General features: G+C 71.2%; 20 protein-coding genes and 2 pseudogenes. 12 read left to right on the forward strand and 10 right to left on the reverse strand.

Annotation, left to right across the window (positions count from 1 at the left end):
• Positions 1-103 precede the first annotated feature (103 nt).
• From ACFYP4_RS28910 to ACFYP4_RS28925, 4 genes and pseudogenes are all read left to right on the forward strand, one after another.
• A complete protein-coding gene (locus ACFYP4_RS28910) occupies positions 104-1,861 on the forward strand; it encodes an aminotransferase class I/II-fold pyridoxal phosphate-dependent enzyme (RefSeq protein ID WP_388789336.1) in 1,758 nt (585 codons plus the stop codon).
• On the forward strand, positions 1,858-2,661 hold the full coding sequence (locus tag ACFYP4_RS28915) for a phosphatidate cytidylyltransferase (RefSeq protein ID WP_358850515.1): 804 nt from the start codon (positions 1,858-1,860) through the stop codon (positions 2,659-2,661). Before ACFYP4_RS28910 ends, ACFYP4_RS28915 begins: the two co-directional genes overlap by 4 nt.
• A pseudogene (locus tag ACFYP4_RS28920) lies at positions 2,661-2,870 on the forward strand (NAD(P)H-dependent oxidoreductase); the annotation flags it as partial. The gene ACFYP4_RS28915 and the pseudogene ACFYP4_RS28920, both read left to right, overlap by 1 nt.
• Positions 2,871-3,060: 190 nt before the next feature.
• Positions 3,061-3,684 (forward strand): hypothetical protein, encoded by a 624-nt coding sequence (locus ACFYP4_RS28925; RefSeq protein ID WP_388789339.1) that lies wholly within the window; start codon positions 3,061-3,063, stop codon positions 3,682-3,684.
• 51 nt (positions 3,685-3,735) lie between these two features.
• Here the strand turns inward: ACFYP4_RS28925 and ACFYP4_RS28930 are convergent.
• Positions 3,736-3,973, reverse strand: a pseudogene (locus ACFYP4_RS28930) (IS110 family transposase); the annotation flags it as partial.
• 59 nt (positions 3,974-4,032) lie between these two features.
• Complete coding sequence (locus tag ACFYP4_RS28935; protein ID WP_358850517.1) at positions 4,033-4,446, reverse strand: MarR family winged helix-turn-helix transcriptional regulator; 414 nt, start codon at positions 4,444-4,446, stop codon at positions 4,033-4,035.
• A 54-nt stretch (positions 4,447-4,500) separates the two neighbouring features.
• Between ACFYP4_RS28935 and ACFYP4_RS28940 the strand changes: the two genes are divergently transcribed.
• A complete protein-coding gene (locus ACFYP4_RS28940; RefSeq protein ID WP_388789342.1) occupies positions 4,501-5,277 on the forward strand; it encodes an alpha/beta fold hydrolase in 777 nt (258 codons plus the stop codon).
• A 54-nt stretch (positions 5,278-5,331) separates the two neighbouring features.
• Here ACFYP4_RS28940 and ACFYP4_RS28945 read toward each other — a convergent pair whose 3' ends face one another.
• The 4 genes from ACFYP4_RS28945 to ACFYP4_RS28960 all read right to left on the reverse strand — a co-directional run bounded on the left by ACFYP4_RS28945 (position 5,332) and on the right by ACFYP4_RS28960 (position 8,643).
• Positions 5,332-5,841, reverse strand: a complete 510-nt coding sequence (locus ACFYP4_RS28945; RefSeq protein WP_358850519.1) for a hypothetical protein — start codon at positions 5,839-5,841, stop codon at positions 5,332-5,334.
• Positions 5,842-6,388: 547 nt separating this feature from the next.
• On the reverse strand, positions 6,389-6,859 hold the full coding sequence (locus ACFYP4_RS28950; protein ID WP_358850520.1) for a hypothetical protein: 471 nt from the start codon (positions 6,857-6,859) through the stop codon (positions 6,389-6,391).
• 120 nt (positions 6,860-6,979) lie between these two features.
• A complete protein-coding gene (locus ACFYP4_RS28955; RefSeq protein WP_358850521.1) occupies positions 6,980-7,318 on the reverse strand; it encodes a thioredoxin domain-containing protein in 339 nt (112 codons plus the stop codon).
• 185 nt (positions 7,319-7,503) lie between these two features.
• Complete coding sequence (locus ACFYP4_RS28960; RefSeq protein ID WP_358850522.1) at positions 7,504-8,643, reverse strand: helix-turn-helix domain-containing protein; 1,140 nt, start codon at positions 8,641-8,643, stop codon at positions 7,504-7,506.
• Positions 8,644-8,729: 86 nt separating this feature from the next.
• Here ACFYP4_RS28960 and ACFYP4_RS28965 point away from each other — a divergent pair, with 86 nt between their 5' ends.
• Both ACFYP4_RS28965 and ACFYP4_RS28970 read left to right on the forward strand, forming a co-directional pair.
• Positions 8,730-9,785, forward strand: coding sequence for a ferredoxin reductase (locus ACFYP4_RS28965; protein WP_358850523.1), 1,056 nt, complete (start codon positions 8,730-8,732; stop codon positions 9,783-9,785).
• Between the two features lie 7 nt (positions 9,786-9,792).
• Positions 9,793-10,911, forward strand: a complete 1,119-nt coding sequence (locus tag ACFYP4_RS28970; protein ID WP_388789347.1) for a fatty acid desaturase family protein — start codon at positions 9,793-9,795, stop codon at positions 10,909-10,911.
• Between the two features lie 231 nt (positions 10,912-11,142).
• Here ACFYP4_RS28970 and ACFYP4_RS28975 read toward each other — a convergent pair whose 3' ends face one another.
• Complete coding sequence (locus ACFYP4_RS28975; RefSeq protein WP_358850525.1) at positions 11,143-12,108, reverse strand: ankyrin repeat domain-containing protein; 966 nt, start codon at positions 12,106-12,108, stop codon at positions 11,143-11,145.
• A gap of 190 nt (positions 12,109-12,298) precedes the next feature.
• Between ACFYP4_RS28975 and tap the strand changes: the two genes are divergently transcribed.
• Positions 12,299-14,554, forward strand: a complete 2,256-nt coding sequence (gene tap, locus ACFYP4_RS28980) for a telomere-associated protein Tap (protein WP_388789350.1) — start codon at positions 12,299-12,301, stop codon at positions 14,552-14,554.
• 15 nt (positions 14,555-14,569) lie between these two features.
• Positions 14,570-15,127 carry a telomere-protecting terminal protein Tpg gene (gene tpg / locus ACFYP4_RS28985; RefSeq protein WP_388789353.1) on the forward strand — a complete coding sequence of 186 codons (558 nt, stop codon included), beginning with the start codon at positions 14,570-14,572 and terminating at the stop codon, positions 15,125-15,127.
• Positions 15,128-15,279: 152 nt separating this feature from the next.
• Here the strand turns inward: tpg and ACFYP4_RS28990 are convergent, their stop codons facing one another.
• On the reverse strand, positions 15,280-15,852 hold the full coding sequence (locus tag ACFYP4_RS28990) for a VanZ family protein (RefSeq protein WP_388789356.1): 573 nt from the start codon (positions 15,850-15,852) through the stop codon (positions 15,280-15,282).
• Between the two features lie 188 nt (positions 15,853-16,040).
• Between ACFYP4_RS28990 and ACFYP4_RS28995 the strand changes: the two genes are divergently transcribed.
• The 3 genes from ACFYP4_RS28995 to ACFYP4_RS29005 all read left to right on the forward strand — a co-directional run bounded on the left by ACFYP4_RS28995 (position 16,041) and on the right by ACFYP4_RS29005 (position 22,366).
• Positions 16,041-20,246 carry an amino acid adenylation domain-containing protein gene (locus ACFYP4_RS28995; RefSeq protein WP_388789359.1) on the forward strand — a complete coding sequence of 1,402 codons (4,206 nt, stop codon included), beginning with the start codon at positions 16,041-16,043 and terminating at the stop codon, positions 20,244-20,246.
• Positions 20,247-20,360: 114 nt separating this feature from the next.
• Positions 20,361-21,395, forward strand: coding sequence for a DUF6215 domain-containing protein (locus ACFYP4_RS29000; RefSeq protein ID WP_388789362.1), 1,035 nt, complete (start codon positions 20,361-20,363; stop codon positions 21,393-21,395).
• A 263-nt stretch (positions 21,396-21,658) separates the two neighbouring features.
• Positions 21,659-22,366, forward strand: coding sequence for a hypothetical protein (locus tag ACFYP4_RS29005; protein WP_388789365.1), 708 nt, complete (start codon positions 21,659-21,661; stop codon positions 22,364-22,366).
• Between the two features lies 1 nt (position 22,367).
• On the opposite strand, the gene ACFYP4_RS29010 is transcribed toward ACFYP4_RS29005, so the two are convergent.
• Positions 22,368-23,396, reverse strand: coding sequence for a hypothetical protein (locus ACFYP4_RS29010; RefSeq protein ID WP_388789368.1), 1,029 nt, complete (start codon positions 23,394-23,396; stop codon positions 22,368-22,370).
• A 60-nt stretch (positions 23,397-23,456) separates the two neighbouring features.
• Positions 23,457-23,600 carry a hypothetical protein gene (locus ACFYP4_RS29015; protein ID WP_358850533.1) on the reverse strand — a complete coding sequence of 48 codons (144 nt, stop codon included), beginning with the start codon at positions 23,598-23,600 and terminating at the stop codon, positions 23,457-23,459.
• Positions 23,601-23,865: the final 265 nt, after the last annotated feature.

The following is a 23,865-nucleotide window of genomic DNA, read 5'->3' on the forward strand; positions in this document are numbered from 1 at the left end:
CTGAGTACGCGTACTCAAACCGTCCGAGCTGTCCTGCCCTGCACCTCGGAGACCGGTCGCCGTCACACTGAACCGCCTTTGCCCCCGGTACGAAGAGGTTTCGATGAGCCGTCCGCTCACCCTGCGCTCCGCCGATGCCGGCGACATGACGTGGATCCATGAACTCCGGCACCGCGTCTACGCGGAGGAGCTCGGCCAGCACGCGCCCAACAGCGAGGGGCGGCTGGTCGACGGGTTGGACGGTGACAACGTCTACCTGGTCGCGGCTCGGGGTGCGGACCGTGTCGGGTTCGTGAGCGTGACGCCGCCGTGGGCGGGACGGTACGGGCTGGACAAGTACCTGACCCGGGCCGAGCTTCCGCTCCTGGACGAGGCCGACGTCTTCGAGGTACGGCTGCTCACCGTCGAGCCGCAGGCCCGGACAGGCGCAGCCGGGGCCTTGTTGATGTACGCGGCGCTGCGCTGGATCGCGTCCCGGGGCGGGCGGCGGGTGGTGGCGATGGGCCGTTCCGACCTCGTCGACATGTACCGGGCGGCGGGCCTGCGCCCAGTCGGCCGTACCGTGCGCAGCGGGGCGGTCGACTTCGAGGTGCTGACCGCGGAGGTGACGGAGCTGTCCCGGTGTGCGGCGGGACAGCATGCGGCGACCCTCACGCGGCTGGCGGTCTGCGTGGACTGGCGGCTGGACGCTCCCTTCGCGTCCGGGCCCGACGGCTGCGAGCACGGTGGTGCCTCGTTCACCGCGATCGGCGCGGACTTCCGCACGCTTGAGCGGCGTCACGAGGTGATCACGGCCGATGTGCTCGACGCGTGGTTCCCCCCGGCCCCCGGGGCGCACGCCGTACTCACCGAGGACGCCGGGTGGATCGCCCGCACCTCTCCCCCGACCGGTGCGGAGGGCTTGCTGGCGGAGCTCGCCGCGGTGCGCGGCCTGCCTGCGGAAACGCTCACTGCCGGCTCCGGCTCCTCCGACCTGATCTTCCGGGCCTTCGGGCGGTGGCTCACGCCGTCGAGCCGGGTCCTGCTGATGGACCCCGGATACGGCGAGTACGCCCATGTCACGGAGCGGGTGATCGGCTGCCGCGTGGACCGGTTGCGGCTGCGCCGCGAGGACGGCTGGCGCATCGATCCGGTGAGGTTGGCGGCGGTCGTCGCGGATGGCTCGTACGACCTCGTGGTCGTGGTCAACCCGAACAACCCCACCGGCCGCCACGCACCGGCCGCCGAGCTGGCCGCGGTGATCGCTGCGGCGCCCGCCAGGACCCGTTGGTGGATCGACGAGGCATACCTCGGATACGTCGGTCCCGCCGAGTCACTCGCCTCGTTCGCCGCGCGGGATCCGCGCGTGGTGGTCTGCACCTCGATGTCGAAGACGTACGCCCTGTCCGGTGTGCGGGCCGCCTACCTGGTGGCCGAGCCGGGCACGGCGGCGGAGCTGCGACGGTGGACGCCGCCGTGGGCGGTGAGCCTGCCGGCCCAGCTCGCGGCGGTGGCGGCGCTGCGCGATCCGGCCTACTACGCGGGCCGGCTCCAGCGCACGCACGAGCTGCGCGCACGGCTCGCCGCACACCTGGCCGCCGTGGACGCCTCCGTCACGGTCGAGGAGTCGGTGGCCAACTTCGTTACGCTCACTCTGCCGCCGGGCGGACCGAGCGCCGCGGCCCTGGTCGCGGAGTGCCGGCCCCACGGTGTGTACCTGCGGGACCTGTCACCGCTGTCGTCGGCGTACGAGGGCCGCACCGTGCGCGTCGCGGTCCGCGACACCGGCGAGAACGCGCGCATCGTGGACGCCTACCGAGCCGCCCTCGACGCACTGCGCACGAGGGTGGGCACGTTGTCCACCATCGGGGCGGCACGGTGACCTCGGTGGCCGCGCTGGCACCATGGCTGGGCGGTGCCCTGCTGGTCAGCGGTGCGGCAGTGGGGGCGTCACGGCGGCGGGAGTTGGTCGTACGGTGGTGCGCGTGGGCGGTGGGTGTGCCGGTGGTGACTGCCGCATTCTGGTGGGGGCGGCCCGGTGTCGCCCTGCTTGCCGGAGTCGTCGCGGTGGTCGCGGTACTGGAGTTCGGGGCACTGGCCGGACTCCCCCGCGCTGATCGGGCGGTGCTGGTGGCGGCCGTGACAGGGCTGATCGTGGCCGTCGCGTGGACACCGGACCAGGTGGGCCGGGTCATCGGCGCCGGGGCGCTGGTACTGGTCGCCGTACAGCTGACGAGTGGCGACGCGGACGACGGACTCCGACGGCTCGGCACCGGTCTGCTCGGCCTGCTCTGGCTTGGTGTGCTGGCCGCCTTGGCGCCGCTGGGGGCACTCGGCCTGGCGCTCTTCGCCGCGGTGTCGATCGCCGACGTGGTCGCGTACTTCGCCGGCCAGCGGCTGGGCGGGCCCCGGCTGTCTCGATTGTCCCCGGCCAAGCGGTGGAGTGGCACAGGGTGCGGCGCGGCAGCGGGCCTCGCCGTACTCGCGCTGCTTTCGGCGTGGAGCTGGCAGGCGGCGGTTGCGGTGGCCGTGGGCGGACCGGCGGGCGACCTGCTGGAGTCCCTCGTCAAGCGCGGTGCCGGGGTCAAGGATTCGGGTAGGTGGCTGGCGGGAGCCGGAGGACTTCTGGACCGGATCGACTCGCTGGTGGGTGCGTTGGCGGTGATGGTCGTCCTGGGGTGAAGGTACGGTCCCACACGCGGCGCATCGACCGTGCCGACGTCATCGTGTTGGTCTTCCCCGTCTGGTGGTTCGGACTGCCCGCCATCCTCAAGGGCCGGATCGACCGGGTATGGAACTACGGCTTCGCCTACGGCCGGAGCCGCCCGCGCCTGAGCGGCAAGCGGATTCTGGGCGCCCAAGCCGGTTCCCTCGGTAGGTCCGCACCAGGTCGTCCTGGAAGGGCACTCGGCGAAGGACTTCCACTGGCACCCGCGCCAACCCACTACACTCCCCACGGCCCTTCTGACCGGGCCGGAAAGCGAAACGCTGCGGGAGTACCAGGCCGTGCGCCGGTCGGTCCCAGGCGCAGGGTCCCAGGGGGCGGGGAACATGATGTCCGTAGAACGTCACATAGCGGGGATGCTCCGGCAGATCGCCCGTCAGCAGGCCGTCGTTGAGATCGCCCCCCAGGGCTCCACGCTGAAGGCGGCCGCCCTGGCGCACGTGGCGGAGCAGTACGGCTACACGTACGGCACGGCGTACAGGACCGGGTTCAAGAACTCCCTCATCCAGGTCCGGATGTACCGGGACCCGCGGCCCGACGCGCGCGTCCGCGAGGCGGCCACCATCACCGCCCATCCACAGGCGGGCAACGGCGGGACAGTGCCGGGGCTGGAGCAGGGCTCGCTGAAGCCGCTCCCCGAAGCGGTCGGTGCCGTGGCCGTGCTGAAGGACCTCGTCACCTTCGACGTCATGGCCCAGTACGTCGCCGACCGGAAGCAGAAGGCGCTGGGCTACCTCGCCTGTGCGGTCCTGACCGTCCTCATGCTCATCGACAGCTCGCCGGTCGAAGCGGTCGCCTCAGGCGGGACGGTCGCGCTGCTCTTCACCGTGGCGTTCAAGGTGGGCTCGATCCGCCGCGAGAGGATCGCACAGCGGCTGACGGACGCCGGGTTCCTCACGGTGCGCGACGAACACGGCGCCCAGCGGTTCCTGCGCCCGGGGCAGCAGTTGCCCGGCCACACCAACCCGTTCGCCGCCTGAGGCCCTGGGCCGGGCAGGCTCCAGCCAGTAGAAACCTTGCCGGGCCTGGATCTGCAGCAGGGCCAGGAGCTGGTGGCCGAAGGCGTCCTGGACGGCCGGGAGTTGCCGGGCGTACCGGAGCGGAAGATGTCCCGCAGGCGTGTGGTCCCGGTGTCGAAGGCAGGGGTGCGGCCGCTGCGCCTGAGGGCGGCGTGCAGCTGGGCGAGGGTGAGTTCGCCGCCTTGGCCGGGGTCGGGACGAGGGTGCGGACCGTCCGGGCGTCTGCCCTGGTCAGGCCACCGTCCTTGCTGCACCCTCCCCCGTTTCTCGAGGTGGCGCCCCGGGGTGACTGAGCCGCGTGATGTCCGATCACGTGTCCTCGGTGAGTTTCCGCAGCGATCGCAGCAATTCCCCGCGTTGCGCCTCGTCGAGAGGGGCGAACAGGTCCTGCAGCACGCCGGTCGACAACTGTCGCCCCTCCGCGAGTGCGGTATGCCCCGCCTCGGTGAGAACGTGCTCCAGGCGTCGCCCGCGGCCTGTGGACCGGGCGATGAACCCACGATCCACAAGGCGGCTCGCGAGGGTGCCGAACGCCTGGTCGCTCTGGAACGTCGCGACGGCGAGTTCATGCCCGGAGGCCCCCGGCATTCGCTCGATGGCGCGCAGGGCATCCCACTGGACCAGGCTGACCCCGATCTCGCGCAGCGCGGCATCCATCGTGCGGTGGTTCCGGTACTGCGCACGCTTGATCGCCTGCCCGAGGACTTCTAGGTCGGTTGCCATGGTGCTACTGTATCAACATCAGTATATAAACATGTTGATTTACTGGAGGCCATCATGGACATCTCCCTTCCCGCGGACCTTCCCGTCGTTCAGGCCGGCGCCCCCGAGTCACGCACCGCACTCGTGCTGCACGGCGGCGGCGGGCCCCGGACCGTCGCGCCCATAGCGGGGCACTTGGCGGCCACCATGCACGCGTTCGTGCCGACACATCCCGGCTGGGAGGGCACAGCGCGCCTCGACTCCATCACCTCGGTCGCGCAGCTCGCGGCCGGCTACCTCGCCCGCCTGCTCGAGCACGGAGAACGAGACGTCGTACTGATCGGGTCCTCGATCGGCGGGTGGATCGCACTCGAGATGGCGGTGCAGGCGGCCGATGACGAACGGTACGCAGGACTGATCGGGTCCGTGGTCGATATCGACGGCGTCGGTGCGGTCGTGGAGGGCGAGCCCGTCGCGGACTTCTTCGCCCTCGACGCCCGCGGACTCGCCGAGGCGGCCTGGCACGACCCGGAGCGCGGGTACGTCGACCCGGCCGGCTGCACCGATGCGCAGCGCGCGATCCAGCAGGCGAACGGACGCACGATGGCCGCCATCGCCGGCACGGGCATGAGCGACCCGACGTTGCTCGGCCGGCTCGGCGCGGTGAACGTCCCCACGCTCGTGGTGTGGGGCGAGAGCGACCGGATCGTCACGCCGGCGTACGGGCGTGCTGTCGCACAGGCGGTGCCAGGCGCACAGTTCGTCGAGATCCCGGAAGCCGGGCACCTCCCGCACCTCGAAGCCCCGGACGCAACCTGGGCGGCGATCGACCCGTTCCTGGCACGGTCTTAGTACCGCAGCGGTGCGTGTACTGATCGCCGGCCCGGTTCGCGTGCTGTCGGTGGACTATATGAAGGTCCTGCAGTACACGCCGTGTCCGTGATCACGCGCTCGGCGGGCCAGGGCGCGGAACTCGACGATCGCGGCTTGGACGTCATGGACGTCGGCGAAGTTGGCTTCGGGGATGTCGGCCCATCGACGGGCGAGCGGTGGCAGCTGTGCGTCCTGGATGCCGGCGAGCGTCGCGACCCACTCGTCGGGCAGCCGCTGAAGGAACAAGCCGCTCTCCCAGGGAGACGTCCGTCCCGGCCTCACCTCTCCATGCGGCCACACCCTCTCGTCCGGCCATACAAGCGCGGGTGCGGTGGCACCGGGGGCGAAGGGGATGTCCTTGACGAGGGCAATGAGCTGCCCCAGCACGATGTACGGATCAAGGCCCTTGGCGTCGAACCAATCGATGCCGTGATCGTCGAGCAAGGTCCCGGAATGCTCATCGATGTCCCCGCCTGGACCGACGGCGACTTCGATCGCGGCACTGGCGCCCGGTGCCCGGAAGTAGTCGTGCAGTATGCCCATGACCCGAAGCGTAGTGACTGCCTCCTGGACCGTGTCCCACGTGGCCAGTGGGCGGTGCGCTGGGCATGGGGAGGGACGGTGGGGATGGATCGTTCCGGACGGCTCCGTCGAAGAGACGGACTGGTTGGCTGACCGATGACGTGTGACGCACCGGCGCCGCCCTGCCGGCCGGCCTTGCCAACTCCCAGAACCCCGGGCAGCGGGCGGTGACGGTTCGCTCACGGCCGCCGCCGCGGCGCACGCGCGGGCGAGGCGCGGCACCTGCATCCGGCGGCATCCGGTCATGACGCCGTTTCAGAGATGCGGCAGCGCTTCGAGATGTCCGTCCTCCGACCCCTGCCCGGGGCCGGCCAGGGCAGGACCGGGGGGCGGTCGTCAGCCTTCGGCAAGGGCGTCGCGGACAGCGCGTTCCACGGGGGGAGCGGCGCCTGCCGGGATCGCCCTCGGGGGGCTGCACCGGGCTCATCGGCTGCTGCCTGTCGCTTGTCGCGAGGAATCCTCCGACAAGTCCCATGGCCGGGGGTCTCCGTGCGCTCATGCCCCCGCGTCAGATGCCGGCGCCGGCAGAGGAGGGACGAACGAGTGTGCGCAGCTCAGTGGCGCATGCCAGAGCGATGCTCATGCACGTCGCCGTGGCGGCGATGACCTTCAGCGCGTCCGGCCTGAAGGCCTCCCCCGCGGTCTTGGCCAGGAAAGCGACGGCGACGGCGACTTCTCCCAGGGCGAGGACCGCGAGCCAGACGATACTCACGGCACGGGGTGTGCTTGTCCGCGCTTCGTCCAGTCCCAGGAGTGCGGCTCCGCCGGCCCATGTGAGGACCACGGCGACGCCGACCGCGGCATACAGGATCCCGCCCGAGCTCGAAGGGTCGGTGTGGTCCAGCTCTGCGGTGTCGGGTGCGAGAGCGAACATGGCTTCGAGCAATGCGACGTACGCGAGCTGGACCAGGATCAGGACGGGTGCAATGCGTCGGCTGAGCATGTGCGACATGGCCAACGCCGTGAATCTTCGCTTCATGTTCCCCCTGTGCACTTCGCCGATCAGCCACAAGGGTGATCAAGTCGGGGGACAATACCATGATCATTCCGCTGGAAAACCGAGGTCGACCCGGCCGCGTCCTGTTCACCCGGCCCGTGCTCAGAGGTGGCCGTCCAGGAACTCCCGTACCTCGGCGATGGTCATGGGCCCCGTGCCGTGCGCCACCGCCTCCCCCTCCTTCAGCAGGACGCAGGACGGGGCTCCGGTGATCCCGTAGCGCTCGGTTGCGGCCGGACAACGCGTGATGTCGGCGCGGACGGCCGTCAGGCGGCCCGCGTAGTCGTCGGCGATGCCACTAACGACGAGGTCCATCACCCGGCAGGGCTCGACTGCCTTGGGCCATGTCCCGGTGAAGTACGCGAGGACCGGAACTGCGCTCATCCCGAGGATGAAACCGAACTCCGCGTCCTCACGGGGTCGGTGAACCCGCTTCGCCATGGAAGCTCCTGACCTCACGTCCGTTGTCACCTCCCCATCATCCCCCGCGCGTGGGCCGGGCCGGCCCGGTCGGTCGTCCGGCTGACTGTCGGAAGGGAGGCACAACCCCCGGTCTCAGCCCGCTGATACCGCTCTTCCGCGGGCCGCATGAGCCGGCTGACGCACCGAGCACCAGGCAGTACGCGTCAGCTGACCCGAAGACCGACCGCCAGCGTCAGTTCAAGGACCCGGTGTGGCGATGCGAGGTCCGGAAACAGCCCCCGCAGCTGCGACATCCGGTACCGGACCGTCTGGGGATGGACGAACAACGCCGCCGCCACCTCCTCCCGCCTGCCCTGGTGCAGCAGCCATGCCCGCAACGTCTCCTCCAGCCGCCGTGAGGTCGCGACGGGCAAGGTCCGCAACGGTGCGAGGGCTCGGGCACGCAGGTCCGCGAACGCGTCCACGTCGGCGCTCAGCACCAGCTCGGGCAGGTGGTCCTCGGTGTCGCGAATGTCAGAGGTGAGGGAGCGCGCGCGTACGGCTCGTGCGTACGAGGCGGACGCACGAGTCCATGGCCGGGCCGGGCCGACCACGGCGGTGCGGTCGGTCAGCTGCCGCACGAGATGTGATCGGTCGGCATCGGGGACGAGCAGCACACCGGTGGCGTCCGGCAGATCGTCGAGGACGAGGGTGCTCGGGTCGAGTGTGCGGTAGGCCGGCCGGGCCTGGGCGGCGGGCAGCAGGACCACGGTCAGGGAAACCGGAGGCTGCCACCCGGCCCGTTGGGCAGAGGCCCGCAGCACGTCCGGGCTCGCGCCGGCGAGGAGGTCGCGGGCCAGGTGTTCCAGGTGGCGCTCGTGGGCCCTGCCCCGGGCGGCCAGTTCGTCGGCGTGGCCCGCGGCGCTCGCGGCGGAGAGCTCGTCGATGTAGGCGAAGGTCAGCTCGGCGAACTTGGCGACCTCAGTGGCGGGCAGACCTGCGGGTACGGCACCCGCTGCCAGACATCGCCAGGCCACGCGGGCGCCGACGCGGTAGGCGCTGAGCAGGGCGTCCATCGAACGGCCGTCGCGCACCTCGCCGCGGCCCAGCTCGTAGGCTGCGTCACCGGCGTCGCCGCCTGTGGCGTTCCCGCTCGCGAGGTCCAGGTAGTGCCCCAGGGCGGTACGGACGGCTCGGCGCATCGTTGCGCCCATGCGGCCCGCGAGGGCGTTGGCGTAGGGAGGGACCTCGTCGATGATCGCCTGGACGACCTCGTCGGCGGTGGTCTTCAGCGCGGCCCGAAGTGCGGTGACCGTCGTCTCGTCCAGGGCCAGTTCGCCGGCCTTCCGGATTGCATGGTTCACGTTTTGTTCCCTGCGAACAATTCAGTCGATCAGATTTACGTCCTGCGGTCAGGACTTTACGCCTCGGGGCGCAGCAAGCTGGAGTCATGACGAGTGCAGCCCTCCGCAGCAGGGCGTGGAAACTGCTGGAGATGGTCACGACGCCGCTGCTGCCGTCGGACTACCTCGACCTGGTCAGCCCGCTGCGTGCGGGCGCCGACCTGCGGGGGCGCATCGAGGCCGTGCACCCCGAGACGGGTGACGCCGCGACTGTCGTGATCAGGCCGGGACGAGGCTGGCGCGGCCACACAGCCGGTCAGTACGTGCGGATCGGGGTCGATGTCGACGGGGTGCGCCTGTGGCGTGCCTACTCCATCACCTCGCCGACGAACCGCCCGGACGGCCGCGTCACGATCACCGTGAAGGCGATCCCGGACGGCAAGGTCAGCAACCACCTGGTCCGCAGGGCGAAACCGGGCACGCTGATCCAGCTCGACCAGCCGACCGGGGACTTCGTGCTGCCGCAGACCAAGCCCGCCAAGGTGCTCTACCTGACGGCCGGCAGCGGCATCACGCCCGTGATGGGCATGCTGCGCGACACCGAGTTCGACGACGTCGTCATGGTCCACTGCGCGCCACGGCCGCAGGACGTGATCTTCCGCAGCGAACTGCACGACCTGGTCGCGGACAAGAAGCTGCGGCTCACCGAGGTGCACACCGACACGGACGGCACGCTCGACATCGCCCGCCTCGGCGAACTCGTGCCCGACTGGGCCGAGCGCGAGACCTGGGCCTGCGGGCCCGCGGGCCTGCTCGACGCCGCCGAAGAGCACTGGGCCGGGCACGGCGTCCAGGAGCGCCTGCACACCGAACGCTTCCGCCCCGGCGTCGTCGTCACCGGTGACGGCGGCGAGGTCACGTTCAGCGCCACCGGCAAGACCGTCGACGCGGACGGCGCCACGCCGTTGCTGGACATCGGCGAGGAGGCCGGTGTGCTCATGCCCTCCGGGTGCCGTATGGGCATCTGCTTCGGCTGCGTCACGCCGCTCAAGGCGGGAGCCGTCCGCGACCTGCGCACCGGCGAGATCACCGAGGCCGAGCCGGGCGTCCTCATCCAGACCTGCGTGTCCGCCGCGGCGGGCCCCTGCGACATCGAACGGTAGGAGCACCTTGACCGCCATCGACCCCACCGCCCACCTGACCACGGAGCAGATCGAGGAGCTCGGCCGCGAACTGGACGCGATCCGTGACGAGGTGATCGCCGACCGCGGGGAGAAGGACGCCGCCTACATCCGCAAGGTCATCTCGGCGCAGCGCAAGCTCGAGCTGGTCAGCAGGGGCGTGCTGCTGTTCTCGTTCTTCCCGCCCGCGTGGCTGCTCGGCACCGCCGGTCTGTCCGTGGCGAAGATCATGGACAACATGGAGATCGGCCACAACATCCTGCACGGCCAGTGGGACTGGATGCGGGACCCGAAGATCCACTCCACCACCTGGGAGTGGGATCACGTCTCGCCGGCCGACCAGTGGAAGCACTCGCACAACGAACTGCACCACACGTACACCAACGTGATCGGCAAGGACAACGACCTCGGCTACGGCATCATGCGCGTCGACGAGGACCAGAGGTGGCACCCCTTCCACCTCGGCCAGCCGCTGTGGAACTTCATCAACGCCTGCTTCTTCGAGTACGGCATCGCAGCGTACGACCTGGAGCTCGGCAAGAACCTGAACAAGCGCCGCCGCAAGAACCCGGAGTTCCGGGCGCGGGCCAAGGCCGTGGGCCGCAAGATCCGCAAGCAGGTGCTCAAGGACTACGTGATCCACCCGCTGCTGTCGGGCCCGTCGTTCCTCAGCACGCTCGGCGCCACGTTCACCGCGAACCTGGTCCGCAACATCTGGACCCACTCGGTGATCATGTGCGGGCACTTCCCCGAGGGCGTGCAGGTCTTCGAGCGCCGGTCGATCAAGGGCGAGACGCGCGGCCAGTGGTACCTGCGCCAGATGATGGGCTCGGCGAACATCAGCGGCAGCAGGGCCATGCACTTCATGACCGGCAACCTGTCGCACCAGATCGAGCACCACCTGTTCCCGGACCTGCCGAGCAACCGGTACGCCGAGGTCGCGGTGAAGGTGCGCGCGCTGTTCGAGAAGTACGAGCTGGAGTACGTCACCGGCCCGCTGCCCAAGCAGGTGTTCTCCGCCTGGCACAAGGTCTTCCGGCTCTCGCTGCCGAACAGGAAGCCCCAGGTCAAAACGCCGGACCGTGAGCAGGAGCTCGTCGCCGCCTGATCCCCGGTGTTGGTGCGGCCGTGCCGGCCGTGCCGGCGGCACCGCCGGGTTCGTCACGCACGCGCGGAGGGCGGGGCTCAGCCCTGAGTGCGGAGAGACATGACTACTTCGGTGCGCCCAGCGGGCCTTCGGGCCATTCGCGGACCCTGCCGGTCCGCGGATCGGGGTCCACCTGATGGCCGCTCGCGTTTCTCACCTCCACGCCACCGAGCGGTGGTCCGGAAATCCGAGTCAGTGACTCCAGTAGTCGCGTCGGGGCAGTTCCACCCACACGTCGGGCGGTCCGGTCACGGCGCGCCTGTCGGCGGGGCGCAGTCCGGCGAAGGCGCAGGCGTAGGCGACGGCGTCGTGCAGGTAGAGGTACGAGGCCAGCACCTCCCCCGGGCTGTCGTCCTCGTCCGGTCCTCCGCCCGGGTGCAGGTCCGAGCCCTCGATCGTTCCATGGCGGGCGATGCTGCCCTGGTTGCCGCTCTTGGGGTTGGCGTAGAGGCCGTAGCAGAGAGTGCCGGCGGACAGCCGGGCCAGCACGCCCGGCATGCTCGGCGCGTACCCCCAGGGCTGGGTGACGACGCAGCCGCCCGGCACGGACGTCACGCCGACGATGTGCAGGCTCTCGTCCGCGTCGTACACGTAGGGTTCCTCCAGCAACTCCTCCAGCTCATCGAGGAGTTCGCCGTCCACCGGCGTCGCCTCGAGACGGCGCACCGCCTCGGCCGCGTCGATCCCGGCCACGCAGGCCAGCCCAATACCGTCGTCATAGAACTCGCCCAGTGCCGTGGTGAGCCGATGGGCCTCCTGGGCTGCCGCACGCTCGGCGTCGGTCAGGGTCACCCCTTCCGGTACCGGGAACAGCTCGGGCGTCGGTCCGGCGAGGCTCAGCCGCCCCGGTGACCAGCCGCCGAGCGACAGCCGCCAGGGATCGGCCCCGGCGGCGGCGAGCGCCCGTGCGTTGGCCGGCTTCCTGGACACGACGGCTTCCCACAATGCCGTCACCCCGTTCTCCAGCGCGTCCACATCCGCAACCCGGCGGGCCAACTCCGCGACGACCTCCGGGGAGCCGAACACCGCTGCCCGATGCAGGGGCCTGCTCCCGTTCCAGCTCTCCGGATCGGCTCCTTGGTCCAGGCGTCGGCGGATGCCGTCGGCATCCGTCCAGTCCCAGCCCATGCCCGCCCAGCCGTCACTCGCTGCCGCCACCGCTCCCCCTCGAACACGTCGCATTCTTTCGCGCTGCACGTCGACCCCGCCCCAACGACATCCGCTCAGGACCGCCGGCGTATGACTTTATCACCGCAGGACGCGGGATGTACGCTGAATGTGCGTGATCAGTACGCTATTCGTACGCGTCAAGGGTGTTTTCGGGTAAGGTGCGGGACGGAGGTGTCCCATGTCCGAGTTGTTCGACGCGGTCGACGCGCTGGTCGCGTCCCGTTCCCCGCTGCCGCCGCCGGCCGAGCGCAGGCGGCTGCGCCAGGCGCACGCGCTCACCCTGGACGAGGTGGCCGCTGCCCTGGGCGTGCGGCGGGCGACCGTCGGCGGCTGGGAGACGGGCAAGGCCGAACCGCGGCCCCCGGAGCGGGAGGCGTACGCGCGCCTGCTCCAGCAGCTCGCCAAGCTCTACCCCGCCCCCGAGAGCACCGGCGCCCCGCAGAACGACACGGACACCACGGCGGCGCAGACCGTCACCCCCGCCCCACCCGCAGCACGGCCCCGGCCCACGGGCGGGGCGCCGGAAGCCGCTGCCGTACCGGTGGCCAAGGAATCCCCCGCCGCGCCCCCGGCCACTGCCCCGGCGGCGGTCGGCGCACCGGCCGCTGGGTCGCTGCCGCGTGCCGAACGGGCCCCGGATCCGCGGCGCCCGGCTACGAAGAAGGCCGCCCCGGCGACCACCCCCACGCCCGGCGGGGCGTACGCGCACGGGCCGCTGCTCGTCCTGGACGCCGACTCCGAGCGGAATGTGACGGGCTACGGTGTCGGCGGTCTGATCCTGGACGTGCCCGCAAAGTCGTTGTCCGCTCTGGTGGAGTGGACGCTCTCCGAGGCGCAGCTCGGGTCGGAGAAGCTGCACGGCTCGGGGAAGGACGGCGATCCGCTGCTGGTGCTCACCGAAGCGGCGTGCGAGCGCTACGGCCTGCCCGCCGTCCTGTCCGAGAGCGAGCGGCTCGCCGGGCGGCTCCCGGAGGGGCACAAGGTCATCAAGCAGCTCCAGCGCGCCGACTGGCAGCTCACCAAACGGGGGTTGGGGCCGTGGGCGCGGATCTACCGCCCCGCCCAGGGCAGCCGCCGGCAGTGTGTGCAGCTGTGCGTCCCCTCCTGGCGTGCCCTGGACGGCCGCGCCTGGGGACATGCCGCGCAGCTGGAGCCCGCGGAGCTGGCCCGGGTGCTGGGGGTGTACGCGGCCCGGGTGATGACGCCGGTGGGTTCCACCGCTGTGACGGGGCTGCAGCTGATGACCGCGCTCAGCCCGCCGACCCGCGCGAGCGAGCCGGACGAGAACGGCAAGCGGCACCGGGAGCACCGGCCCGGGTCCCTGGGTACGGAGCCGGTGGACCCGGCGCCGTGCGAGGCGACCGACGGGCACCCCGTCCTGGCCCACCTGCCCCGCTTCCACGTCCGCGGGCCCGACGAGCGGCTGTTCGAGGAGGCCTACGACTGGGCGCGGGACCTGACCGACGCCGAGTGCATGAAGCGGCACCTGGTCGGCATCGACGTGAACCTCGCCTTCGGTGCGGCCGCCAACGGCGCGGTCGTCGGCCTCGCCACGCCTGCCGTGCACCTCACCTGCCCCGCCTTCGACGCGGCGGTGCCCGGTTCCTGGCTGGTCGACCTCTCCCACGTCGACCTGGCCCGGGTGAAGGTCGCCAAGCAGTGGCGCGACGTCGACGCCGCGCTGCTGCCCAGCCCGTTCACGCCGACCGGCGAACGCCCGACCGGCCCGGCCTGGTACGCCACGCCCACCGTGGCGTACGCCGTCGAACTCGGCTACGACGTCGCGCCCCTGGAGGCGTGGGTGCGCCGGGAGAGCGGCCGGTTCCTGGACGGCTGGTACAAGCGGCTGCGCGACGCCTACGTCGCCACCATGGCGGACCTCGGCGTCGCAGAGAAGCTGCCCCCGGCCGATTTCCTGGCGGCGATGGACGGTTACAAGCAGCGTGATCCGGAGCTGGGCATCGTCGTGGACGCGGTCAAGATGACCGTGAAGGGCGGCATCGGCAAGCTGCAGGAGAAAGCGCGCGGCGGCGGCTGGAAGCCGGGGCAGGCCTGGCCCGCTCTCGCCCGCCCGACCTGGCGCCCGGACATCCGCGCCACGGTCATTTCCCGGGCCCGCATCAACATGCACCGCAAGATGCTCAGTCTGGCGGCGGCCACCGGGCGGTATCCGGTCGCGGTCCTCTCCGACTGCGCGGTGTACGCGGCCGACGGGCCCAGCCCGCTGGACGTCCTGCCCTACGGCGCCGACGGCAAGACCGTGCCGGGCAGCTTCCGGCTCGGGGTGTCGCCCGGGATGGTCAAGCACGAGGGCACCCGGAGCGTGCTGTGGGGCGCGGACGTCCTCGAACAGCTCGACGGAGACGGCCGTGTCGCCAACCTCGCCCGCTACATCAAGACCGGCGAAGTCAGCGCCAAGGACACCGGAGAATAGGGAGCGTCACGGGCGATGGTCACCGTCGGGGAAGAACTCGACAAGGCGCTGCAGGGCGCGTTCACGCGCCCTGTCCCCAAGTCCGCGGGGGCGCAGATGCGTTACCTGCTCAGAGCGCACCAGCACAGTACCCGGCGCGTGGCGGAGCTGCTCGGCATCAGCCAGCGCACGGTCGAGCGGTATGTGAGGAACCAGATCAAAAAGCCCCGGCCGCACCTCGCCGAGCGCCTCGAACGCGAAGTGCGCACGCGCTGGCAGCCGCAGATCAGAGCCAGGGCGAAGGAGGCCGCGGCCACCACGAGCGGCATCATGATCGATGTCCAGGCCCGGTTCGGCTACACCGCCGCTCCCGGCAGCACCGACCAGGCCCGCGTGCGTCACCTCACCCTCGCCCTGCCGCCCCGCCACGCCGCTCGTCTCCTTGCAGCCCGGGAGGCCGGGGTCGACGAGGACGAGCTGCGTCAGGTCGCGGCCGAGGCGCTGGGCGAGGTGTACTTCCGCGACGGCGGCCGCCGCGCCCACGGCCTCGAAGTGGAACTCAAAGACCTCGTCGACCTGCAGTTCGAGCTGTAGCGGGCCAGGGCGCCGGACAGGAAGGAGGAAAGGGCACTGGAGGGGGCTGTGGCAGCAGGGGGGGGTTACGGACCGTGCCGCCGGCCGGGGAGCTGACCGCGTCACTGCCGAGGCTGTCCGGGACGGAGACGGCCTCCTGCGAGCGAGCCGTCCTATGCCGGGTCTTCGGCAGTCACCTGGCGTTGGGTGAACCGGTGCCACCAGTGGCGGCGTCGGGGATGCACTGCGAGACCCATCCGACGGCCGATCAGCAGGTAACCGATGAGGGCACCCGTGGTGTTGAGCACCACATCATCGACGTCGAAGGCGCGCCCGGTGATGAGGGCGCCTTGGACGAGTTCGACGAGGATCATCACGAGAGCTGTGGCCGCCGCCACGCGGACGAGTCCTCGCGTTCGGGGTACCAGTACCGGCAGCAGCACACCGAACGGTATCCCCATCACGATATTGCCGCCGAGCTGCTTGACCGTGTCCGGGGCCATGGGCTGCTCGAGGTACGCACGGATGGAGTCACCAGGGCGCAGGTTGTTGTGCGTCAGCGGCCCAGCCGGTGGAGGGGGCGGGACGCCCCCGCGTGTGACCCGTCCACGTCCTGGGCCACAAGGGCTACAAGGGCTACAGCTCCAGGGCAATCCGCAGCGGCTCCGGCGCGGCAGCGCGGTGGGCGCCCGCCGGGGTTCAGACACCTCCTCGGGGGGAGGACGGCGTCGGCCGTCACCTGCCATGGCTGCTCATCGTTGCTTCCGTCATGACAACACCACGGATCCTCGCGGGCAGGCCGCCATGGCCCGCCCGCCAGGGTCCGCCGCCATACCACCACCGCATGGTCAGACATTTCGATCCACCAGCCTTTGGGGAAAACGTGCGACCCGATCCTCTCGCCCCGTCCGGCCTCCATGGAATGCGCCTGCCATTGTCGACCAGCCAGCGCGAGATCTGGTTCAGCGAACAGAAGCACGTGCACGGCGCGGCGTTTCGTGTGGGTGAATATCTGGAGATCAAAGGCCCGGTGGACGCCTGTCTGTTCGAGGCGGCGCTGCGCAGGGCGGTGGCGGAGGCCGAGCCGTACAACGTGCGGTTCGAGGAGGTCGGCGGGGTCCCGTGGCAGGTGCTCGAGCCGGTGCGGGACTGGCCGTTCCCGGTGATCGATGTCAGCGGTGAGCCGGACCCGCAGGCCGCCGCCGAGAAGTGGATGCGGGAGGAACTGCGGCGCCCGATGGATCTGGGGCGCGGACCACTGTTCTCCTACGCCCTGTTCGTGTGGGCACCGGATCAGTACGCCTGGTACCAGGGTGTCCACCACATCATCACGGACGCGGCGGGGTCCGCTCTGGTGGCGCGGCGGGTCGCCGAACTGTATTCGGCCCTGGTCGACGAAGCCGCCCTGCCCGGGCAATCCTTCGGTTCGCTCCGGTCGCTGCTCGAACGCGACGCGGAATACCAGGCATCGCCGCAACGCGCTGCGGACCGCGCGTACTGGACCGACCGCTTCCAGCACCGTCCCGAGCCGCCTCGGCTCTCCCGGCGCCCCGGCGGCACCCCCTCGCCGGTCGCCCTGCGCGAGACATTTCACCTGTCCGGGGCGGAGGCAGTGCAGCTGCGGGGTGCGGCTCGGGACGCCGGGACGCACTGGTCGGCCATGGTGATCGCCGCCACCGCGGCCTACACGCACCGGATCACCGCGGAACGCGATGTCGTCATCGGACTGCCGGTCACCGCGCGCACCGACGCCGCCCTTCGCGCCATGCCGGGCATGTTCGCCAACGTCGTGCCGTTGCGCCTGGAGGTGTCGGCGGACATGCCCGTACGGGAGCTGCTCAGGCAGGTGTCGCGCGAGGTCCGCGGCGCGCTGCGCCACCAGCGCTACCGCGGTGTCGACCTCGCCCGGGACCTGCGGCTGCCGGACAGCGGACGCGGCCTCGTCGGCCCGCAGGTCAACATCATGCCCGCGCACGACGTGACATTCGCCGGACACCAGGTCACTGCCCACAACATGTCCAACGGGGTCGTCGACGACCTCGCCGTGATGGCGTACGACATCTCGGACGGCGCGGGCATCCGGATCGACCTCAACGCCAGTGCCGACCTGTACACCAAGGACGACCTGGCCGGGCACCGGACCCGCTTCGCCACGCTGCTGGCCGCCTTCTGCGACACCTCCCGCCCCGAGCGCACCGTGGGCGACGCCCACCTGCTCTCCGCCGGTGAACGCCGGCGGGTGCTGGTCGAGTGGAACGACACCGCTCGTCACGTGCCCGACACCACCTTGACGGAGCTCCTCACCGCGCAGGCACGGCGCACCCCCGGCCGCCTCGCGCTCGTCGCCGAGAACGGTGACACCGGCGCCCGGCGGATGACGTATGCCGAGCTGGACGCCGCCGCCGGACGCCTGGCCCGCCTGCTCGCGGCCCGTGGCGCCGCCCCGGGGCGCACCGTCGCCGTCGGGCTGCCGCGAGGGACGGACCTGGTCGTCGCGCTGCTCGCCGTGCTCAAGACCGGAGCCGCCTACCTGCCCCTGGACCCGGACCAACCGGTCGAGCGGCGGGGCCGCATGCTCTCCGGCGCGGAGCCGACGCTGCTGATCACGGGGTCGGACGACGCGGCCGCCGCGCCGCTCCTCCCGGGCGACGACGTACCCCGGCTGCTGATCGACGCCCCGGAGAGCAACGGCACGCTCCACCACCGGACTGGGAATCCCGGGGTGTCCCGCCCGGCATCCGGCCCGCTGCCCGCCGCACGCCCGCGGGATCCGGCGTACGTGATCTACACCTCGGGCTCCACCGGGCGCCCCAAGGGGGTATCCGTCCCCCACCGGGCCATCGTCAACCGGCTGCTGTGGATGCAGGACACCTACCCCCTCACCGGCGACGACCGGGTCCTGCAGAAGACACCGGTCGGTTTCGACGTATCCGTCTGGGAGTTCTTCTGGCCGCTCATCAGCGGCGCCACGCTCGTCCTGGCCCGGCCCGGCGGCCACCGCGACCCCGCCTGCCTGGCCCGCGTCCTGCGCGAACACCGCATCACCACGGCCCACTTCGTGCCGTCCGTGCTCGACGCCTTCCTCGCCGAACCGGGCGCCGCCCGCTGCGCGGACCTCCGGCGCGTCTTCAGCAGTGGTGAGGTGCTGCCGCGCGGGACGGCCGACCGGTTTCACGCGCTGCTGCCGCGGGCGGAGCTGCACAACCTGTACGGGCCCACGGAGGCCGCCGTCGACGTGACCCACCACCGGTGCGTGCCCGGCGCCCGGGGGCCGGTGCCGATCGGAAGGCCGGTGTGGAACACGCGGCTCTACGTCCTGGACGCCGCCCTCCAGCCGTGCCCGCCCGGCGTGCCCGGAGAGCTGTATCTGGCGGGCGCGCAGCTGGCCTCCGGCTACGTCGGCCAACCCGGTCTCACCGCGGAGCGGTTCCCCGCCGATCCGTTCGGGCCTCTCTTCGACGAGCCGGGCGCCCGGATGTACCGCACGGGTGATCTGGTCCGGTGGCTGCCGGACGGCAGCGTCGATTTCCTCGGCCGCACCGACGACCAGGTGAAACTGCGCGGCGTACGGATCGAACTGGGCGAGGTCGAGGCCGCCCTGCGCACTCTGCCCGGTGTCACCGGGGCCGCCGCAGCGGTAGCGGGCGAGCAACTGGTCGGGTACCTCACCGGGGCCTGGACGACGAGTGCCGGCGCAGGGGGAGTGGGCATCGCGGCGGTGCGCCGCCGACTGGCGCGCACACTGCCGGAGCCGATGCTGCCCGCCACCCTCGTGGTGCTCGACGCGCTCCCGCTGACCGTGAGCGGAAAGCTGAACCGCAAGGCCCTTCCGCCGCCGCGCGTGGAACCCGCCACGGCCGGCTCCCGTTCGCCGCGCGACGAACGGGAGGAGCGGCTGTGCGCGCTCTTCGGCGAGATCCTCGACATCGGCCCCCCAGGCGTCGACGACGACTTCTTCCAGCTCGGCGGCCACTCGCTGCTCGCCTCCCGCCTGGCGGCACGCGTCCGCGCGACGCTCGGTGCACAGCTGTCCGTTCGTGACGTGTTCGAGGCGCCCACCGTCGCGCAGCTCGCGGAGCGGCTGGGGGGCCCGCGCGGGGTGGGGCTCCCCAGCCAGGACCGGGGAAGGACGGCAGCGCTTCCGGAACGCCGGGAGGAGCCGCTCTTCCGACGGGCCCCCGACGGACCGGAACCCGGCCACCGGCTCGACCCGATGCTCACGCTCCGCGCGGGGGGCGACAGGCCGCCCCTGTTCTGCGTACACGCCGGCACCGGCCTCGGCACGCCCTACGCCGGCCTGCTGCGCCACCTCGGGCCGGACCGGCCCGTCCACGTCCTTCAGGCGCGGGGGCTGAGCGACCCCGGCGCCGTACCGCCGGCCAGCGTGGAGGAGATGGCCGCCGACTACGTACAGCGGATCCGCTCGGTCCGGCCGGCCGGCCCCTATCACCTGCTGGGCGCGTCCTTCGGCGGCATCGTCGCCCACGCCATGGCGACCCTGCTGCAGAGCGAGGGCGACCGTGTCGGTGTGCTCGCGGTGCTCGACGCCTACCCGGACAACAGGAGGGCCTTCACCGCTCTGCCCGAGCTGAACCGGCGACAGTGGCTGCAACTGCTCGTGGCCCACCTCCAGGACGAGACGGACGGCCTCGCCGGCGTGGACGGCAGCTTCCTGCGCACCACCGCCCCAGCCGGCATCGGGGAGACGACGGACACCGGTGACACCCCGGATGCCGACCTGCTGACGGCGGTCCTGATCCGCGAGACCGGCCTGCCCGCCCACCTGTTCCAGGGACGGTCGGCTTTCCCCCTCATGGACGTCGTACGCACCAACATGCAACTGATGAGCACGTTCGTGCCGGGTGTCTTCCGGGGCGACCTGCTGCTGTTCACCGCGGACGAGACGATCCCCGGTCACCGGCGCGACCCAGCCCACACCCCGCAGGAATGGCAGCGGCACGTGGACGGCGCCGTACGGGTCCACGGGGTACCGGCACACCACTTCCACTTGATGAGGGCCCGGCCCATGGCGAGCATCGGCCCAGTGGCCGCCGCGGCGCTCGACGGAGCAGAAGAAGGCGGAACGGGTGCTGCGCCTGGCCCGGCCTCGGGGGCCGACGCACGACGCGGTGCTGGATGAGCTGCTGGAGGCCACCACGCGGCAGCTGAACCCGCGAGGCGTCCGTCCGGGCACGTGCCCGGAACTGTGGCCTCCATCACAGCGAATGTGATCTTGACCTGGTGAGATCGTCGGATGCTCGGTTTCCTCATCCGTCTCCTGCCGTTCTGGGTGCGCGAGCCCCTGCTCATCGCGGTCGGGTCCGTTTTCGGCGTACGCATCGCGTATCTCGCCGTACGTGATCACGATCGGGTCGCGGCCGGTCTCGGCGCGGTGTTCCTCGTGTTCACCGCGATACGCGTCCACACGGTGGTCCGGGCCCTGCGCGCACGCCGGAACCCGGGTCCGGCGGCCTCCGCGGACGGGGCGGCGGCCGGCGCCGGCACCCAGCCGCAACCACAGCCGCAGCCCGCGCCCCGATTCGAGGCCCAGGCCGGAACCGAGCCCCTTCCCGGCCCCGACACCGCGGAGAAGGAGCACAACGCGTGGGGCCAGGCCGTGGCGGCCGTGGCCGTGTTCGGGGCACTCGCGGCGGCACTGTGGCTGGCACCACGCTTCACACCGTCCGACGACAACTCCCCGAAGGCCGCCTCGTGTTCGGGCGGGTCCCACGAGAAGCTTCCGAAGGTCTACAAGGACACACCGCACCCGGTGACCGGTGAGGAACTGTGCAGGGCACTCAACCGCCCAGACCTGGCCGAACTCCTGGGAACGCCCCAGGAGACCGCGACCATCGCTTCCGGCACCAACAACACCGCTCCCCTCACCGATGGGAGGGTCGCCCAACCGGAGGCCGAGGTCGCCTTCGACACGTACACCGTGAACGTCTCGGCCACCTACAACCATCTGACGACCGGCCAGTACGTGAAGCTGATGAAGTTCGGGAACGAGAGGGACATCAAGACGCTCACCGTTCTCGGCCGGCCCGCGGTCCTGTCCTCGGACCACACCATGAAGTTCGAGATCGATCTCGGGAGCAGCGGGTCCGGCGGACCCGTCGAACAGGGCCCCCTGGCCCGGACGCTGTCCGTGGCCCTGGACCGTCATGACCGGGGCGGCTACTGCGACATCACCGTGTGGAGCACGTCCGGAGCCCTCCCGGACGACAGCGCTCTGCGCGGCATCGCCGAGAAGGTTCTTCCGAAGATCCCCGAACGGCCTCTCCGGTGAGACAGCGTCAGCCCCGCGCGGATGTGCCCGGGTGAGATGACGTCCTCTGCGTTTCGGCCGCTCTTCCCCGCCGTGAGCCGTTCCCTGTCGACGACGCGGAACAAGAGGAATTTCTTCTTCCTGTGAGTAGGCCGATCCGCTGGGTATCCGGGGTGATCTACGGCCGCAGGGGTCGTAGGTGCACGGGGACGCAACTGCGCCTCATGGGAGGGAACTTGATGGGCAACAGGACGTCAGCGCTGGCCGCCTTAGCGGGAGCTGCGGTGTTGGTCCTCACCGGATGCGGGAACGGCTCCGGCTCCGACTCCAAGGAGCAGCCGTTCGAGGGCAAGAGCGCCGACAGGATCGCAGCCGAAGCGGTCAAGGCGACCGAGCAGGCCGACTCGATGCACGTGCAGGGCAACCTGCGGCAGGCCAACGGGGCGGCACTCGACGTGGATCTCTCCGTGGACCAGCGCAAGAACTGCGAGGGCACGGTGAAGACGGCGGGAACGACGGCCGACGTGCGCCACGTGAACGCCACGCTGTACCTGCGGGGGAACGAGGCGTACTGGAAGAAGGCCCTCAAGGACCAGCCCCAGGGCGACAGGATCGTGCCGAAGGTGAGCGACAAGTGGGTGAAGGCTCCCGCCGACGACTCCATGACGCAGGGCCTGTGCGACAAGCAGGGGCTGGTGGCGTCGATGGACGAGGACAAGTCCGAGCGCAAGGGGCTGAAGAAGGGCGCCACGACGACCGTGGACGGCAAGAAGGCCATCCGGCTGACCAAGAAGTCGGCGGGCGGTGAGACGCTCAGCCTGTTCGTGGCCACCGAGGGCAAGCCCTACATCCTGCGAACCACCACCAGCGGCGGGAAGAGCCCCAACACCGCCACGTTCAGCGAGTACGGCAAGGCCGTGAACCCCGAGAGGCCCGCTGCCGGTGACACCGTCGACCTCAAGGAGGTCGCCTCGGGGCAGGGCGGGGCTTGAGCTAGGGCCGGTACCGAACGATCACGGCGCGGCTGAAGTTGGCGTCGCCGGACGCTCCGAGTTCGGCCGCGCCGACGCCCCAGGCCTCACCGGTCCCAGGAACCGGGACGATCCCGGTCAGCCGGAACGCCTGTTTCCTGTCGGCCTCGGTGACCTTCCCGGTGGTCCCGGGGACGTAGGGCGGCCGTGCGATGCGGCTGACCTTCCCGTTCTCGCCGCGTACCCTTCTGGCGTCGAGGACCATCGCAGGCAGTGCGTGCGACTTGTTCCAGCGCTTGCCGTCCCAGTGCAGAGCGCAGGGACGGTCGCCCGGAGGGGCGTATTCGGTGCCGGTGTACGGGCCGTACTCGATCCCCATGGCCCACACGTCGTCGGCTCCCCGCGCGAGGAGCGTGTGCACCTGCGTCCGGCAGCCGGGAAACCTCGCGTCCGCCGTCTCGACGTCCGGCATCCGCTCCTCGCGCCACTGCCGCCCGTCCCAGCGCGCGGCCGCGAGCCGAAGCGGGCGCCATGTCGGGTGGTCCGGATCCGGCTCGTCCGCCAGGTCCGCCTCCGGGTCGGGGACGTTCCCCGCCACCCGGAGATCCCCGCCGGCGGTCTCCGTCGTGATGGCCTGTGCCTCCAGTGGCAGCCGGGTGGCGGTCCAGCCGCGCCCGTCCCAGTGCCAGGCCGTCCGTTGCCTGGGCGGGCCGAGCGCCCAGACGTCGGAGGACCCGAGCACCGCGACACCGGTCAGGTCGCCTCTTCCGGGCGGCGTGACGGCCAGCCAGCGGGTGCCGTCGAACCGGGCGGCGATCGCAGTGGGGTACGTGCCCGGCCCGTGGCTGACGCGCGCGAAGAGCCAGGCGCTGCCCGCGCCGGCGTACAGGGTCGTCGAACTGAGCGTGCCGCCGCCGAGTGCGTCACGCAGATCGGAGGTCAGGTCGTACGGCTGCCACCGTGAGCCGTCGAACCGGAGCATCTGCATCGGCGGGGCGGAGGCGCCGGCATCCTGGAGCGACGCGATGGCCCAGGCCTCGCGCTGGGACACGGCGGCGATGTCAAGCACCTGATTGCCGACGCGGTCGACGTCGGAGACGTACTCGTACGCTCAGGCCCCGTGGACGGGTGCTTCACCGGCGCGGGAAGCACTCGGCGTCGGACCGGCCGGGTGGGGCCCCTGCGTGCCGCATCCGGCGAGCAGCGCGACGACGGCGAGGAGTGCGACCCTGCTGGTGACGCGTGGTGTCGGCATTCGCGGGATTGTACGGCCCGGCGCGGCCCGCCCCTGTGCCGTCACGAGCACCAGCGTAAGGACCATGCCGGGCCGTCCCTGATGAGCGGTCGCGCAGCACCGCCGGCCCCGAGCGCGAAGTCCGCCCGGCGGACGGCGGGATGCGTGCGCTTCACGCGAACCCGGAGCCTTGGAACACCGCGTGGCGAAAGGTCCGGAAAGGGCGTTGTCGGTACCGCTCGCCCCGTCCGACAATTGCACGGCCGCCACCGAGGCGGCAGCCGGG

The sequence above is a fragment of the Streptomyces sp. NPDC005551 genome, from assembly GCF_042871785.1.
GTDB lineage: Bacteria > Actinomycetota > Actinomycetes > Streptomycetales > Streptomycetaceae > Streptomyces.